Genomic DNA, 14,404 nt, shown 5'->3' with positions numbered 1-14,404 from the left:
GTCTGCGAACAGCGCCTTCGCGAGAAGGCGCTGGGTCCGCACGCGGCCACGCGTCGCACGCGTGACGCACCGATCACCAGCCGAACTTCGCCTCCACGCCCACGTAGTCTGCATTGCGCGCGCCCAACGCGCGCAACGAATCGCCGACTTCGAAGTGCACGGCTTCCAGCGCGAGCGCGACATTCGAATTGACGGCCCAATCCGCGCGAACCTGCGCGTACATGCCCGTCCAGCGCGTGCCCTTGCCCGCCGTGCCAGGCACGACGGCCGAGCCCTGGGCGTAGACGGCATCGGCGGCCGTCGCGCGCCACTGGAAGCCGAGCGCGGTCAGCAGCGTGATCTTCGGCGTGACCTTGAACGTCACCGACGGCTTCACGTGTATCAGGTTGCTGTAGCCCGTGTAACCCGCGAGCGTGAAGTAGTAGCCGTTCGGAAAGAGCGGATTGAAGGTCTCGACGCGTCCGTCGCCGGGATGCCGGTCGCCCGACGCGCCGTCCACCTGCAAGCCCAGGCGCGGCGTGCCCGCCAGCGACGCGAAGGTGTAGCCGCCCAGCACGCCGAACGCCCACGCGCCGATCGTGTCGTTGCCGACGTGCCCCGTCTGCAGCATCGTTTCCGCGTCCCAGTCGAACGGCGCGGCCTTGCCCGCGTAGCGCACGTCGAACACATCGCGATGCTCGGTGCCCGTCGCATCCAGAAAGCGCGCGTTGTCGCGGTTGTAACGCGACCAGTACGCGGACAGATCGCCCGGCCCCGTATTCACGCGCTCGACGCGCACGCCGCTGAACGTCAGATGCCGGTTCGACACATCGTCGAACGCGGTGACGTCGCGATACTGCACGGGCTGCGTCGCGTAGCCGATGAAGCGCCACTTGTTGATCTCGTAGTCGGCCCACAACGCGTCGTAAGCCTGCCGCACGTTCGGGCCGTCGCGCACGGAGACGAAGCGCTGCAAGTCGAACGCCATCTCCTGACGGCCGACCCGCGCCTTGAACGTGCCGCCGCCCACGCCATAGACGAACGCAACGAACGCCTGCTCGATGTCGAGAGGATTCTTGTCGACGGGCGTGACGGCATCCTTGCCGAACGGCCGCGCATCCTCGAGCTGGAAAAACGCCTGCACATGCTGGCCGATGCGCGCGTCCGCGTGCACCTCGGCGCGCTGGATCACGTAGCTGTCAGGCCGCGCGCTGCCGAGGCCGAAGAGCGGCGTGTTGTTCAGCTCGAAACGCTCGCGCAGGTTCGCGCCGAGCGACAGATACGTCGACGGATCGGCACCGAGCGGAATGTACTTGAGCGCGTCGAACGGCTTGCGCGGCACGCACGGATTCGCCAGCACCGACCAGTCTTCCTGCCAGCGGTTGAACGACAGCGACGAAGGCCGCTTCGCGGTGCACGACGTTGCCGCCGAAGTTTCCGCAAAAGTTGCCACAGACGTCGCCGCGGAACTTGCCATGGGCGCAGCGGCCGCGCCCGGGTCGGCCGTGTCGTCCGCTGCGACGGCGCTCGCGCTTTCGGCCCAGCCGCACAACGCGAGCGCGGCACAGGCGGCCGCCTTCGACACGACGCGCCGCATCGATCGACGCCCCGTCACTTCGTCGCTTCGTGAATCTCGGCGACGTAGCCGCCGGGAAATTCGACCATCGCCGTGCGGCCTTCGACCGTGCGGCTTGCGGGCACCAGCACCTTGACGCCGTTGCCCTGTGCCTTCGTCAAGGTCGCGTCGAGATCGGCGACCTGATAGCCCGTCACGTCGTGGCCGAACGGATAAGGCAGCTTGCCGTCCGTCACGAACACGAGCATGTTGCCGAAGCCCGACGTGAGACGCACGCGCCGGATCGTCTCGCCCGGCTTGCCGATTTCGGCGCCGTCCGCATGGCGGTTGTCGGACACGACCTTGCCGTGCGAGAAGCGCACGAATCGCTTGATGAAGTTGTCGGCGGACTGCGCGGACAAATACACGCGGTTGTCGGGCACCGTGTCGAGCGGACCGTACGAAGGCGCCTTCGTATGCCAGTACAGCTGCATGTAAAGGCCGCCCGGCCACTGGACGATCGCGTCCTTGCCGATGGGATCGTCGAAGGTATCGACGATCACGTCCGCGCCCGCCGCGCGCGCGGCGCGCACGGCCTTGTCGATGTCGGTGACGAGATAGCCGGTGCGCTCGTTGCCGAACGGATAGGGAATGGGCGTCTCGAAGGCGAACACCGACAGCATGCCCACAGGCGTCTGCACATATTGCGACGCCGTCTTGCTCGGCGTCGGCGTGACGGTGAACACGGCGCGCGGCGACGCCTTGCCACCGAACGTCGCGACGAAGCTGTTGACGAACGCGTCGATATCCTGGCCCGACACGTACACGTGCGTGGTGTCGTACTGCGGACCGACGGACACGACGGGCGTGCTCTTGCCCGCGTTCTGATGGTCGGCTTCGGCAAACGCCGGCGCGCCGGCCAGCGCGATGCCGAGCGCGACAGCCGACACGGCCGACATCGCGACGGCCCGCAACATTCGATACATCTTGACGGTGCTCATGAAAAACTCCTTGCTGGTAATGGATGCCGCCGCGCGCTCACATGCGACGCGCAGCGCGTTCAGGTTTGCGTGAGCAGCACGCGCGTCTTTCGCGACAGCACGGCCAGCGCGCACAGCGCGGCAAGCGGCAGCAGCAGCGCCCAGAACGACGCGAGCAGATAGCCCGCCGCGCCCGCGCCCGCACCGACCGCGAATCCGGCGACGGGCGGCAGCGTGCGCCATAGCCGCGTGCGCGCCGCGTGACGCGTTTTCTCGTCGCCGGGCGAGAACAGCAGATCGAACGCGTCGATCACGGCCTGCGTGACATTGCCCGTCATCACGGTGTTCGCGACGACGGAGCGCGCCGTCAGGCGGCCATGCGCGTTCTGCACGCCCATGGCCGCCGCGCCGAGCAGACCGCAGGCAATCGTCATCGGCGCATCGGCGTCGCTGATGGGCGCGGCGAGCACGCCCGCCGCCATGAAGCCCGCCAGCAGCGCCGCCTGCAGCGCGTACAGCGCACAGGCGCGCACGCCGTGTCCGCGTTTGAGCAGGCGGTTGTCGAGCACGCGCGCGGCCACGATGCCCGCGACGAATGCGGGAAACGCGAGCCACTTGATCAACAGGCCATGCCCCGCGCCCGCGAGGCCCGAGCCGATCAGAATGAAGTTGCCCGTCACATGTGCGGTGAAGAGGCCGAACAGCGCGACGAAGCCGAGCGTATCGACATAACCGGCGATGGTCGCGAGCCAGGTGTCTTCGCCGGGCACGTGATCGAGTTGCGCAGCGGCGTGCGCGCCCGCGCTCACTGGTCCTTGCTGCATGACGGCGTGGGCTTGCTGCTGGTGACGGTTGGTGCGCTTTGCGTTTGCGCGGCCGGCGTACGGATCTGCGCCTGCACGAAGGGAATCGCGTGCTCGCCGATCACGATGCCGAGCAGCCCCGCGAGCGCGATCAAGGGCGGCGCAGGCGACTGCACGCGCACGAGGTAATACAGCAGGCCGACCACAAGGCCCGCGCCCAGCGAGATCAGATATGACATGACGTACTCCTGGTCCTTCTACGACGAGCCGGCAATCAGCCGGCAAAATGAGTGCGGCGAAAGTCCTGGGCGATGCGACGCCCCTCAGACCTGCCGCTGCCCGGACGCATGCGCACGCAGCGCAAGCCGGTAACGTCCCGCGCCGCCGATCGCTATCGTGCCGAACATGATCAGCAGCATCCACGCGAATTGCCCCTGCTCCAGCGTCCATTCGCGATGCACGAGACCGAGCGCTATCGCGCAGACGAACATGATGGGCAGCGCGGCAAGTCGCGTCGCGATGCCTGCCATCATCAGGAGCGGACATACAACCTCAGCGAAGATCGCGAACGCGAGCGTCAGCGTCTTGCCCAGATGCAGCGGGTCTTCGATCGCATCGAGCTGGCTCGTGAAATGGAGCGCCTTCGGCAATCCATGCACGAGCAGCACGAGCACGCTGGCGGTAACGCGCAGAAACAGCAGCGCGGCGTCGGTGGCGCAAAAGCGGTTCATTGCGTGCAGGCACCTAGAACGCGAAGCAGCTGCAACCGAGCGCGCCCCAGAACGAGTTCGCGTCGCTCGCGGGCACGTTGCTGCGCCACGCCCACGCGTGCGCATGGCGATGCACGCCACACAGGTTCACGCATGCGTCGTTGCACGACTGCTGCAACGGCGCCATCGGCCGATAACGCGCATAGCCGCCGTACTCGGCGACGGGCGACCACGTCGGGCTCACGGGCAGCGCGGGCGGCGCCAACGTTTCGAACTCGTCGGCGGCATAGACGACGCGGCCGTTGACCACCGTCAGCACGGACGTCAGATGCTTGATGTGGTCTTCGTCGATCGTGAAGAAATCGTCGGAGAGCACGGCGAAATCGGCGAGCTGGCCGGGCACGAGCGCGCCCTTGCGCGTCTCGTCGTTCGAGAACCACGCGCTGCCCACCGTATAGCGGCGCAACGCTTCCATCCGGTCGAGCCGGTCTTGCGCCGCGTACATGGGCGTGCCGCCCACCGTGCGTCCCGACACGAGCCAATACAGCGACACGAACGGGTTGAAGCTCGCGACGCGCGTCGCGTCCGTGCCCGCGCCGACGGGCAGCCCCGCCGCGAGCATCTGCCGCACGGGCGGCGTGCGCGCCGCCGCCTCCGCGCCATAGCGCGAGATGAAGTATTCGCCCTGATAGGCCATCCGGTGCTGTACGGCGATGCCGCCGCCCAATGCCGCAATGCGTTCGATGTTCTTCTGCGAGATCGTTTCGCAATGGTCGAAGAACCAGCGCAGCCCGTTGAACGGTGTATCGATGTTCACGCGTTCGAACACGTTCAGAAAGCGCTCGATCGATTCGTCGTACGTCGCGTGCAGACGGAACGGCCAGCGGTTTTGCACGAGCAGCCGCACGACGGCTTCGAGCTCGCTTTCCATCGCGTCCGGCAAGTCGGGGCGCGGCTCCAGGAAGTCTTCGAAATCGGCGGCGGAAAACACCAGCATTTCGCCCGCGCCGTTCACCTTCAGAAAGTCGTCGCCGTCGCCGGGCTTCGTGACCTTGACCCACTTCGCGAAGTCTTCGATTTCTTTCTTCGCGTTCTGCGTGAACAGGTTATAGGCAATGCGCACCGTCAATTCGTTACGCTTCGCGAGTTCCATGATGACGGCGTAGTCGTCGGGATACGCCTGATAGCCCCCGCCCGCGTCGATCGCGCTCGTCACGCCGAGTCGATTGAGTTCGCGCATGAACTGGCGCGATGAGTTGACCTGATCGTCGAATGGCAGCTTCGGGCCTTTGGCGAGCGTCGCGTACAGCAGCCCAGCATTCGGACGCGCGATCAGCATGCCCGTCGGGTTGCCGCGCTTGTCGCGCTGGATCTCGCCGCCGGGCGGATTCGGCGTATCGCGCTCGTAGCCGACGGCGCGCAACGCGGCCGCGTTCAGCAATGCGCTGTCGTACAGATGCAGGATGAACACGGGCGTGTCGGGTGCGATCGCGTTGATCTCTTCGAGCGTCGGCCCGCGCTTCTCCGCAAACTGGAATTCGTTCCATCCGCCGACCACGCGCACCCATTGCGGCGCGGGCGTGCGCGCCACCTGCGCGCGCAGCATGGCGAGCGCGTCGGCAAGCGAAGGCACGCCGTCCCAGCGCAGTTCGAGATTGAAGTTGAGGCCGCCGCGAATCACGTGAAGATGCGAGTCGTTGAGACCGGGGATCACCGTGCGGCCTTTCAGATCGATGCGGCGCGTGGACTCGTTGGCCCATTGCATCATGTCGTGATCGTTGCCGCTCGCGACGATCTCGCCTTTCGCGACGGCGAGCGCCGTGACGAACGAACGCTTGTCGTCCTGCGTCGCGATCTTGCCGTTGTAGATCACCAGGTCCGCGATGCGGGCGGGCTGCCTGGGCTGACTGAGCTGGTTCGATGTGCTCATCGTCGCTCTCCGTGTTCGTGGTCGGGCATGCGTCGCGCGACGGCAGCACACCATCGCGCGACGCGCAGGACATCGCAGTATTGAAGGACGATCAGCCCGCCTCGCTCGCGTGCTCGCCGAGAATCTGCTTCGCGTAGCGCACGCCGATGCCGTATGCGCTATGCGCCTTGAAGATGTCCATGCAGCCTTCGTACGTTTCGCCGCGCGCCCAGTCGCGTTGCAGCTCGCACATGAACTGCAGCGAGTTCATCGGCACGGCGCCCGCCTGGACGATGCGCTGCACCGCGCGCTCGTGTGCTTCTTCGGTGATGTCGCCGCATGCGTCCGTCGGCACGTAGATCTCGAAGCCTTCGGCGAGCATCTGCACGGTCGGGAACGTCACGCACACTTCAGTCCACAGGCCCGCGATCACGATCTTCTTGCGGCCCGTCGCCTTGATCGCTTCGCGGAATTGCTTGTCTTCCCACGAGTTCATCGACGTGCGGTCGATCGGCTTCGTTTCCGGAAACACGGCTTGCACTTCGGGCACGAGATGGCCGCTGAACGACTCCGACGCGATCGTCGTGAGAATGGTCGGGACGTTGAAGAGCTTCGCGCTCTTCGCGAGGATCTGCGCGTTGTGCAGGATGGTCGTGCGCTCGTGTGAGTTCGTGCCGAAGAACATCTGCGGCTGGTGATCGATCAGCGCGAGCGCGCAGGTGTCGGGCGTCAACAGTTCATAGGCCATGAGTAGCTCCATTTCGCGAGAGTGCGAGAGACCCGCGCGGTTGCACGAAGGCAGCCACGCTAATGTCCGGTTAGTGGATTGCTGCAGTCGACGTCGCATCGGCAAGCCCGACGCAAACGGTTCGCCCGCGCCGCTCAGGCGCAGGTTTCACAATGCCGCGATGGCATTACGACCCGGGGGGAAGCTTAGTGACGAGCGGACTTAAAGTCCTGATGACACGCTTAATCGTTATTAAGCACGTGACTGAACGGAAGCCATGCGAAGCGAAACGCGCGACGCATGGCCGGCGCCGCGCACGGCGCTCCGTTCGTTGCCGTTGCGCTGCTCCCAGTCGAGCGCGGTGGCAAACCAGCGTTGCGCTTCGTCGTGACGGCCGAGCTTGCGCACTATCTCGCCCTTGATGCGGGACAGCTCGGCGTAGTACCAGCGCTCGCCGTTGTCGTCGGCGAAACGCAAGGCCTGATCGATCGTAGCGAGTGCTTCGTGCTCGCGCGATGCAGCCGTCATCGCAACGGCCAGTTGTCCCAGCAACGGCGAAATCTGCGCGAGGAAACCTGTTGCGCGCATTGCAGCAATCGACGCGGCCAGCCGCCCAATTGCTGCATCGCCAGGTTCGGCGAGCGTCGCCAGCCACGCGTCGTAGCATGCGCAGCAGGCGCTCCAGATCGTGAGGCCGAAGCGCGCGGAAATTTCCTGAAGCACGTCGATGCCATGCCGTGCCGCCGCCTGATCGCCGTTCAGAAGCGCGATCGGCACGAGCCCTTCGACGAGCACGTAACAGGTGACCATTTCATGGTCGTATTGCACGGCCGAATCGAACGTGTGCGCCGCCAGATCGTACGCTTCGCTGCGTTGACCTTGCACCCACAGCACACGCGCGAGCGTCGCGCGCGCGACGATGCCGTGATCGACGCGAAAGCCCGTTGTGTTCCAGCGGTTCAAAGGCTTCTCTTCGTACTCCGCAATCATCCGTTCGAGCAGCGCACGCGCGCCCGCCTGATCGCCTGCATAGTGCAACGCGATGCCTTCCACGCGCCCTGCCAGCACGACATGTGTGGCATTGCCGCTGCTGCGCGCGAGATCGCCGAAGCGCCGCGCGAGCAACAGCGCCTCGCGCGCGCGTCCGCTGTACTGATGCCAGTTCCACACGCCCCAGCGCGCCCTCGATACGTGGTTCGGCTGATCGGCGCGCGCCGCATCGTTCAGCACATGCGTCCATGCTTCGCGCGTTTCCGGCAGCGGCCCTTCCGTGTAGACGAGCGCCGCCGCGAGCGCCGACATGAGGCCAAGGCGCGTTTCCACGCCGACGTGCACGGGTTCCTGTTTGTCCTGCGCGTTCTGCCCGTCCTGCGCGATCAGGCGCAGCGCGGCGCGCGCGCGGATGCAGCACTCCTCGACCATCGACAGGTCGTACAGATAAGGCACGGTGACGGCGGCAAGCTCGACGCCGAGCGCATGATCGCCATGCTCGCCGAGCGACCAGTCGAGCGCGGCCCGCAGGTTGCCGAGTTCGCGCGTGAACTCGCCCAGCCACTCGACGACCGGCCGCTTCATCCATTGCGACTGCGCCGTTTCGAGCAACGCCAGGAACAGCGCGGCATGCGCGGCGGCCGCCGATGCGCGCTCGCCGTTGTCGTCGAGTTGCTGCTGCGCATAGGCGCGCGTGGTTTCGAGCAGACGGTAGCGATACGACGAGCCTTCGAGGTCCGTCGTCAACAGCGAACGCGATACGAGACCGCTCACGGCATCGAGCGCCTCCATGCGCGTGAGCCCCGCATGTGCCGCCATCGCGCAGGCGGTGTCGAGCGTGAAGCCGTTGACGAACAGCCCGAGCCAACGCAACAGCTTTTGTTCGTCGGCGTTGAGCAGCCGGTAGCTCCAGTCGAGCGTCGCCTTCAGCGTCTGGTGTCGTGGCAGCGCCGTGCGCCTGCCGCCCGCGAGAATCCGGAAGCGGTCGTCCAGATGTTCGGCGAGCAGGCCGATGCCGAGCACAGCCGCGCGCGAGGCCGCGAGTTCGAGCGCGAGCGGAATGCCGTCGAGCCGTCGGCACACTTCGCCCATCAGACGAATGCTCGTTTCGTCGAGCGAAAACTGCGCGCCGTCGGCCTGCGCGCGGGCGAGGAAAAAGCGCACGGCGGACGTGCGCAACACGTCGGCGCCCGGCTCGTCGGCGGTGGGCATCGAAAGCGGCGGCACTTGATAGACGATCTCGTCGCGCACGCGCAATGCTTCGCGGCTCGTCGTCAGCACGCGCATGCGGCTGCCCGCGCCCGTCAGCGCTTCCGCGATGGCGGCCACGGTCTCCACCACCTGTTCGCAGTTGTCGAGCACCACGAGCGCCGCGCGGTCGCGCCATTCGCCCGCGATCTGCGCGAGCGCCGCGCGGCTTGCCGACAGCCGGCTGCCCATCGCGAGCGCGAGCGCGTCGAGCGCGGATTGCGCGTCGTACACGGCCGCGAGCTGCACGAAAACGACGCCGTCGGCGAAATCCTGTTCGACCGCATGCGCGACTTCTACCGCGAGCCGCGTCTTGCCGATGCCGCCCGAGCCCACCAGCGTCACGGTCTGATGCGAGCGCAACGCGCTCACCACGCCGTCGAGCGCGCCTTGCCGGCCTATCAGCTCCGGCACGCGCGCGGGCAGCGGCTGGCGCGACGGCCTGGCGGGTTCGGTGTCGGTGGAAACGTTGTCGTGTGTGACGGGCGGCTGGCATGCGCGGAGGTCAGCGTGGAGGCCAACGTCGCGGCCAACGTCACCGCTGGCATCGAGTCCGGCATGGAGTCGGGCAGGCAACGCGCCCACCTCGACCTGGCCATGCATGACGAAGCGATAGCCGCGCCCCGGCACCGTGCTGATGCGCTCGCGCTCGGCGCCGAACGCGCGGCGCAGCGCGGAAATATGAACCTGCAGATTGTTCTTTTCGACGACGGTCTTCGGCCACACCGCGCGCATGATCTCGTCTTTCGACACGAGCCCGCCGTCCGCTGCGATCAGCAACGCGAGGATGTCGAATGCGCGGCTGCCGATCGGCACCTTCTGCCCATCGAGACGCACTTCGCGATGATCGAGTGAAATCTCGAGTTGACCGATCTTTATCGTCATCATCAGAACAGGTGATGTGAGAAACCGTGCATCCGGCAACGCGGCGTCAAGCAGGTTTCGCACTACTCGACGTCGTATCGACATGGCTGTGACGATGCAGCCATGACGTCATGCGTGCCGGAAAGGACTGCCGAAAGCACCGCCTTGGGGCAGGCATCCAGGCAGGCAACAAACGCAAGCCGCGACACAGTGTACAACGGACAAAAGCCGCCCGGCATGCGCCCCGGGCGGCTTGCTCGATGCGGCGCGCGGGCGCCCGTACATCGACGCTTATCAACCTCTCATTGCTGCAGAAACGCCAGCAGGTCGGCGTTGATCTGATCCACGTGCGTGCTGCACATGCCATGCGACGCACCTGGGTAGACCTTCAGCGTCGCGTTCTTGACGAACTCGACCGAGCGCTTCGCCGATGCGTCGATGGGCACGATCTGATCGTCGTCGCCGTGCAGGATCAGCGTCGGTACGTCGATCTTCTTCAGGTCCTCGGTGTAGTCGACTTCGGAGAACTGCTTGACGCATTCGTAGTGGCCTTTGATCGACCCTGCCATGCCCTGACGCCAGAACTCCTGCACGAGCCCCTGCGAGACGGACGCGTTGGGACGGTTGAAGCCGTAGAACGGTGCGGCCAGGTCCAGAAAGAACTGCGAGCGGTTCGCGGCGACGCCCTTGCGGATGCCGTCGAACACGTCGATCGGCAGGCCGCCCGGATTGGCCGCCGTCTTCAGCATCAACGGCGGCACGGCGCCGATCAGCACGACCTTGGCAACGCGCTGCGAGCCATGACGGCCGATGTAGTGCGCGACTTCGCCGCCGCCCGTCGAATGGCCGACGAGCATCGCGTTCTTCACGTCGAGCGCGTCGAGCACGGCGGCCAGATCGTCCGCGTACGTGTCCATGTCGTTGCCGTCGGACGACTGCCCCGAGCGGCCATGTCCGCGACGGTCGTGCGCGATCACGCGATAGCCCTGGTTCACGAGGAACAGCATCTGCGGGTCCCATGCATCGGCGCAAAGCGGCCAGCCGTGCGAAAAGACCACGGGCGTGCCCGTGCCCCAGTCCTTGAAAAAGATCTCCGTGCCGTCCTTCGCGGTCACGAAGCTGCCGCCCTGCGCGCGCGGCGCCTGCTGGTTGCTGTGCGTTGCCATTCCTTGTTCTCCGTCGTTGCATCGCGTGGCGCTGTCGCGCGTGGCGATGATGTTTCGATGACATGACACAGCGGGCCCGCCCGCCGCATCGCAGAAGCGAAGCTTAGCGCCGCGCAGCAACGAAGTCCTTGGAGCAGACTTAAACGTCCTGAACGGCACGCGCTGCGCGGACCCGACGAAGGCGGCAGCACCCGGCCCAGCCGCCCGCGCAATGCAGTCCGCGGATGTTAAGGAAATTTCAGGCAGCGTTTGCGCGCATCAGAGACCGCCTGCCATTGCGTGTCGACCGCTCTCGGCATCGAGCGAAGGATGCGCTTCGCGCGCGCTGCGCCGCAATTGCGCGAGCCGGCGGATATCGGGCGCGCCCGAGCCCGCATCGACGCGCGTCGCGACATCGTCGAGCAGCGATGCCGCGCGCGCCGCTTCCTGCCGCTCGAGCAGATGGCTCGCGAGATCGAGCACCGCGCGCAATTCGAGCATCGGCGCGTGCTGTTCGCGTGCCGTCTGAATGGCGTCGCGCAGATGAGCGCGGCCTTCCGTCTCGAACTGGCCGGCGCTCGAAGCACGGCCCGTCGATTGCATCGCGCGAGACTGTTCGAGCGCCGCGACGCCCATCACACGCTGCAGTTCGGCGATAAAGAAATGCTCGCCGTGCGCGCGGCAGTAATCGAGCGCTTCGTCGAGCTTCGCGCGGGCTTCGGCAACACGCCCGGTGCGCGCCAGCGCCTCGGCGCAAACGGCGATCATCGGCGTCAGCACACGGCGAAAGCCGCACGACAACAGTCGTTGCAGCGCGGGTTCGAGCTTCACGAGACCCGCATGCGCGTGGCCCGTCAGAATGTCGAGGTGTCCCGCGTGACACTCGCCATACGCCTGCCAGATCGCGAAGCGATTCAACGCGACCTGCGATTGCAGCACGGCGAGATAGCGCGACGCCGTTTCCAGTTCGCCGCATTGCAGCGCGAGCGGCACGGCCGCCACCGCGAGCACATGACTGAGCGACGGCTCCAGCATGTCAGGCCGGATCGAATTGACGACGTGCTCGACGAGTTGCATCGCGCGTTCGGGTTGGCCCTGCAGCCAGACGATGCGCGCAAGCGTGCCGTTGCCGAAGGTGCTGGGATCGACGGCAAGGCCGATGCCGTCGGGCGCCATGGGGCCGAGTTCCATCAGCGATGCGACGGCGCGCTCGAGCCGCACGCGCGCCTGCTCGTGCTCGCCGAAGCAATGCAGCGACACGGCGATCATTTCGGCGGCGAGAATGCGCTGCGCGGGCGTACCGCAGCGCTCCGCGAACTCCTGGAAGCGCGTCGCGAAACGAAACGACGCGTGAATGTCCGACGATGCAAGCGTCGTATTCCAGGCGCCCCACAGCGCGCGCGCTTCGAAGGTTTCGTCGCGCGCCTCGCGTGCGAGCACCAGCACGCGCTTCCACAACGGACCTGCATCGCGCACGGCGCCGCCCGTGTGCAGCAGCGTCGATGCATACGCGGAACACAGGCGCATTTCGCACAAGGTATCGACGGAACCGCGCGGCAACGCATCGAGCGCCGCGAGCGCACGGCCCGAACGTTCGTAGCATTCGTGCAGCAGCGAAGCCTGCAGCAATGTCCCCGCCAGCGAGCCCGCCAGCGCGACGCCAAGCGCGGCATTGCCGCCCGGCGAGAACGCCCATTCGAAGGCAGCGCGCGCGTCGTCGAGGGCGAGACGCGCTTCGGCGGGCGGCAGGCCCGGCGCGGCATTGCCGATGCTCATCTTGCCGTGCTCGATGCCGTCCTGCAGATAACGCATGTGACGTGTCGCGATGCGCTGCAACTCGCCCTCGTCGCGCAGCTTTTCCATCGCGTAGGCACGCGTCGATTCCGTCAGCCGGTATTGCGCAATCGCGCCGCAGAAGCCGACGCTCAACAGCGACTTGGCAGCCAGCTCGCTCAGGCTGGCGATGACGGAGGCGATCGGCATGTCGGGCTCTGTCGCGACGGTGCACACGGCATCGAACGTGAATGCGCCCGCGAAGAAGCCGAGGCGCCGGAACAGCATCCGCGAGTTCGCATCGAGCAGCGCGTAGCTCCAGTCGAAGGTCGCGCGCAGCGTCTGGTGGCGGGGCAGCGCCGAGCGCAGCCCGCCCGTCAGCAGATTCAGGCGGTCGTCGAGACGCGAGGCCACGCCGTCGATCCCCAGCGTCGCGACGCGCGCGGCCGCCAGCTCGATGGCGAGGGGCAGCCCTTCGAGCCGCCGGCAGATCTCGCCGACCAGATGGATCGCGGCTTCGTCGGTGCCGCAATCGGGCGCAACGGATTTCGCGCGGCACAGAAACAGCTCGACGGCAGAATGCGCGAGGACGGCATCGGCGGGCGCGCCGCTCCCGGGCACGGCAAGCGGCTCCAGCCGGAACACGGATTCCGCCCAGATATGCAGCGGCTCGCGGCTCGTCACGAGCACATGCAGCGACGGATTGCGCGCCGTCAGCCCTTCGACGAGGCTCGCGACCACGTCGATCACGTGCTCCGCGTTGTCGAGCACGAGCAGGCACGGCGCCGCCGCCAGCAGCTCGGCGAGACTTTCCTGTGTCAGGTATTCGGCGGAGGTGTCGAGACGCAATGCGCTTGCCAGCATCTCCAGCACGGCATCGCCCGACGATGCCTTCGCCAGTTCGACGAAGCACACGGGCTCGCCGAAACGGTCGCGCAGCTCGCGCGCCACATGGACGGCGAGACAGGTCTTGCCGATGCCGCCCGCGCCGACGAGCGTGACGACGCTCGCCGCCTCGATCCGCCCGAGGATCTGCGCCACCTCGTCGCGGCGCCCGACGAGCGTCGCCGCGCACGCAGGCAGGCTGCCGCTCGCGCCGATGCCGCCATGCCGCTCCGGCGCGCGCGCCAGCCGGTTCTCCGACACGAGCATATAGCCGCGCCCCGGCACTGTCTTGATGAGTTCGCGCTGCTCGCCGAACATCTTGCGCAGCGCCGCGATATGCACCTGCAACCGGTTTTCTTCGACGATCACGCCGGGCCACACGGCGTCCATGATGGCGTCTTTCGACACGATGCCGCCGTTCGCGCGATACAGCACCTCAAGGATGTCAAAGGCGCGCGCGCCGATCCGCACGGTCCGGCCTTGCTGACGAATCTCCCGCTGTTCGAAGTTGACGAGCAATGTGCCGATCTGAATCATGGCCGCCTCCAAAAAACGCTACCTGGCTCCGCGCGACATCGACAAAGGGATGATGACCAACTGACTGAAGGTTCAGACCGGACGCACCGGCCCGTCGCCGCGAGCATGTTGATCGGCTTGTGCGCTCGCCGGGCAGCGATGCTGTGACATCGGCTATGGCGAGAGCGCGCGGCGAATCGGGCTGACTGAAAACTGATAATTGAACGCTGATTGTAAACAGCCCGTAACGGCACGTCTTGAATAATAGTGACCTTCATTCTCCTTTGCGCGGTCTTTTTAAGGTGCGCGCCTGCTGGCCC

Annotated in this window: 10 protein-coding genes; all 10 read right to left on the bottom strand. The window is 66.4% G+C overall.

Annotated features, from left to right (window positions below; genetic code table 11):
* Positions 1-73: 73 nt before the first annotated feature.
* The 10 genes from H3V53_RS17810 to H3V53_RS17765 all read right to left on the bottom strand — a co-directional run bounded on the left by H3V53_RS17810 (position 74) and on the right by H3V53_RS17765 (position 14,105).
* A complete protein-coding gene (locus tag H3V53_RS17810) occupies positions 74-1,594 on the bottom strand; it encodes an alginate export family protein (RefSeq protein ID WP_336599078.1) in 1,521 nt (506 codons plus the stop codon).
* Positions 1,591-2,535, bottom strand: coding sequence for a VOC family protein (locus H3V53_RS17805; protein ID WP_336599077.1), 945 nt, complete (start codon positions 2,533-2,535; stop codon positions 1,591-1,593). The genes H3V53_RS17810 and H3V53_RS17805 overlap by 4 nt, the downstream gene beginning before the upstream one ends.
* A gap of 59 nt (positions 2,536-2,594) precedes the next feature.
* Entirely contained in the window at positions 2,595-3,338 is a 744-nt protein-coding gene (locus H3V53_RS17800) for a YoaK family protein (protein WP_336599076.1), read from the bottom strand.
* Positions 3,320-3,556: a DUF1427 family protein gene (locus H3V53_RS17795; RefSeq protein WP_054921313.1), complete on the bottom strand. Its 237-nt coding sequence runs from the start codon at positions 3,554-3,556 to the stop codon at positions 3,320-3,322. The genes H3V53_RS17800 and H3V53_RS17795 overlap by 19 nt, the downstream gene beginning before the upstream one ends.
* A gap of 84 nt (positions 3,557-3,640) precedes the next feature.
* Positions 3,641-4,048, bottom strand: a complete 408-nt coding sequence (locus tag H3V53_RS17790; protein WP_336599075.1) for a DoxX family protein — start codon at positions 4,046-4,048, stop codon at positions 3,641-3,643.
* Between the two features lie 13 nt (positions 4,049-4,061).
* Positions 4,062-5,957 carry an amidohydrolase gene (locus H3V53_RS17785; RefSeq protein WP_336599074.1) on the bottom strand — a complete coding sequence of 632 codons (1,896 nt, stop codon included), beginning with the start codon at positions 5,955-5,957 and terminating at the stop codon, positions 4,062-4,064.
* A gap of 91 nt (positions 5,958-6,048) precedes the next feature.
* A complete protein-coding gene (locus tag H3V53_RS17780) occupies positions 6,049-6,684 on the bottom strand; it encodes an isochorismatase family protein (RefSeq protein ID WP_054921317.1) in 636 nt (211 codons plus the stop codon).
* Positions 6,685-6,915: 231 nt separating this feature from the next.
* Positions 6,916-9,789 carry an ATP-binding protein gene (locus H3V53_RS17775; RefSeq protein WP_419539517.1) on the bottom strand — a complete coding sequence of 958 codons (2,874 nt, stop codon included), beginning with the start codon at positions 9,787-9,789 and terminating at the stop codon, positions 6,916-6,918.
* Between the two features lie 278 nt (positions 9,790-10,067).
* Entirely contained in the window at positions 10,068-10,931 is an 864-nt protein-coding gene (locus H3V53_RS17770; RefSeq protein WP_336599072.1) for an alpha/beta fold hydrolase, read from the bottom strand.
* Positions 10,932-11,189: 258 nt separating this feature from the next.
* On the bottom strand, positions 11,190-14,105 hold the full coding sequence (locus H3V53_RS17765) for an ATP-binding protein (protein WP_336599071.1): 2,916 nt from the start codon (positions 14,103-14,105) through the stop codon (positions 11,190-11,192).
* Positions 14,106-14,404: the final 299 nt, after the last annotated feature.

This window comes from Paraburkholderia bengalensis (assembly GCF_037126505.1).
In the GTDB taxonomy this organism is placed as follows: Bacteria; Pseudomonadota; Gammaproteobacteria; order Burkholderiales; family Burkholderiaceae; genus Paraburkholderia; species Paraburkholderia bengalensis.
This window is presented reverse-complemented; position numbering and strand designations above follow the sequence as displayed.

What these genes read in the sequence shown, in the direction of transcription:
- H3V53_RS17785 (WP_336599074.1), bottom strand. Translation starts at nt 5,957, where the DNA reads ATGAGCACATCGAACCAGCTCAGTCAGCCCAGGCAGCCCGCCCGCATC.
- H3V53_RS17795 (WP_054921313.1), bottom strand. Translation starts at nt 3,556, where the DNA reads ATGTCATATCTGATCTCGCTGGGCGCGGGCCTTGTGGTCGGCCTGCTG.
- H3V53_RS17790 (WP_336599075.1), bottom strand. Translation starts at nt 4,048, where the DNA reads ATGAACCGCTTTTGCGCCACCGACGCCGCGCTGCTGTTTCTGCGCGTT.
- H3V53_RS17775 (WP_419539517.1), bottom strand. Translation starts at nt 9,789, where the DNA reads ATGATGACGATAAAGATCGGTCAACTCGAGATTTCACTCGATCATCGC.
- H3V53_RS17800 (WP_336599076.1), bottom strand. Translation starts at nt 3,338, where the DNA reads ATGCAGCAAGGACCAGTGAGCGCGGGCGCGCACGCCGCTGCGCAACTC.
- H3V53_RS17765 (WP_336599071.1), bottom strand. Translation starts at nt 14,105, where the DNA reads ATGATTCAGATCGGCACATTGCTCGTCAACTTCGAACAGCGGGAGATT.
- H3V53_RS17805 (WP_336599077.1), bottom strand. Translation starts at nt 2,535, where the DNA reads ATGAGCACCGTCAAGATGTATCGAATGTTGCGGGCCGTCGCGATGTCG.
- H3V53_RS17770 (WP_336599072.1), bottom strand. Translation starts at nt 10,931, where the DNA reads ATGGCAACGCACAGCAACCAGCAGGCGCCGCGCGCGCAGGGCGGCAGC.
- H3V53_RS17780 (WP_054921317.1), bottom strand. Translation starts at nt 6,684, where the DNA reads ATGGCCTATGAACTGTTGACGCCCGACACCTGCGCGCTCGCGCTGATC.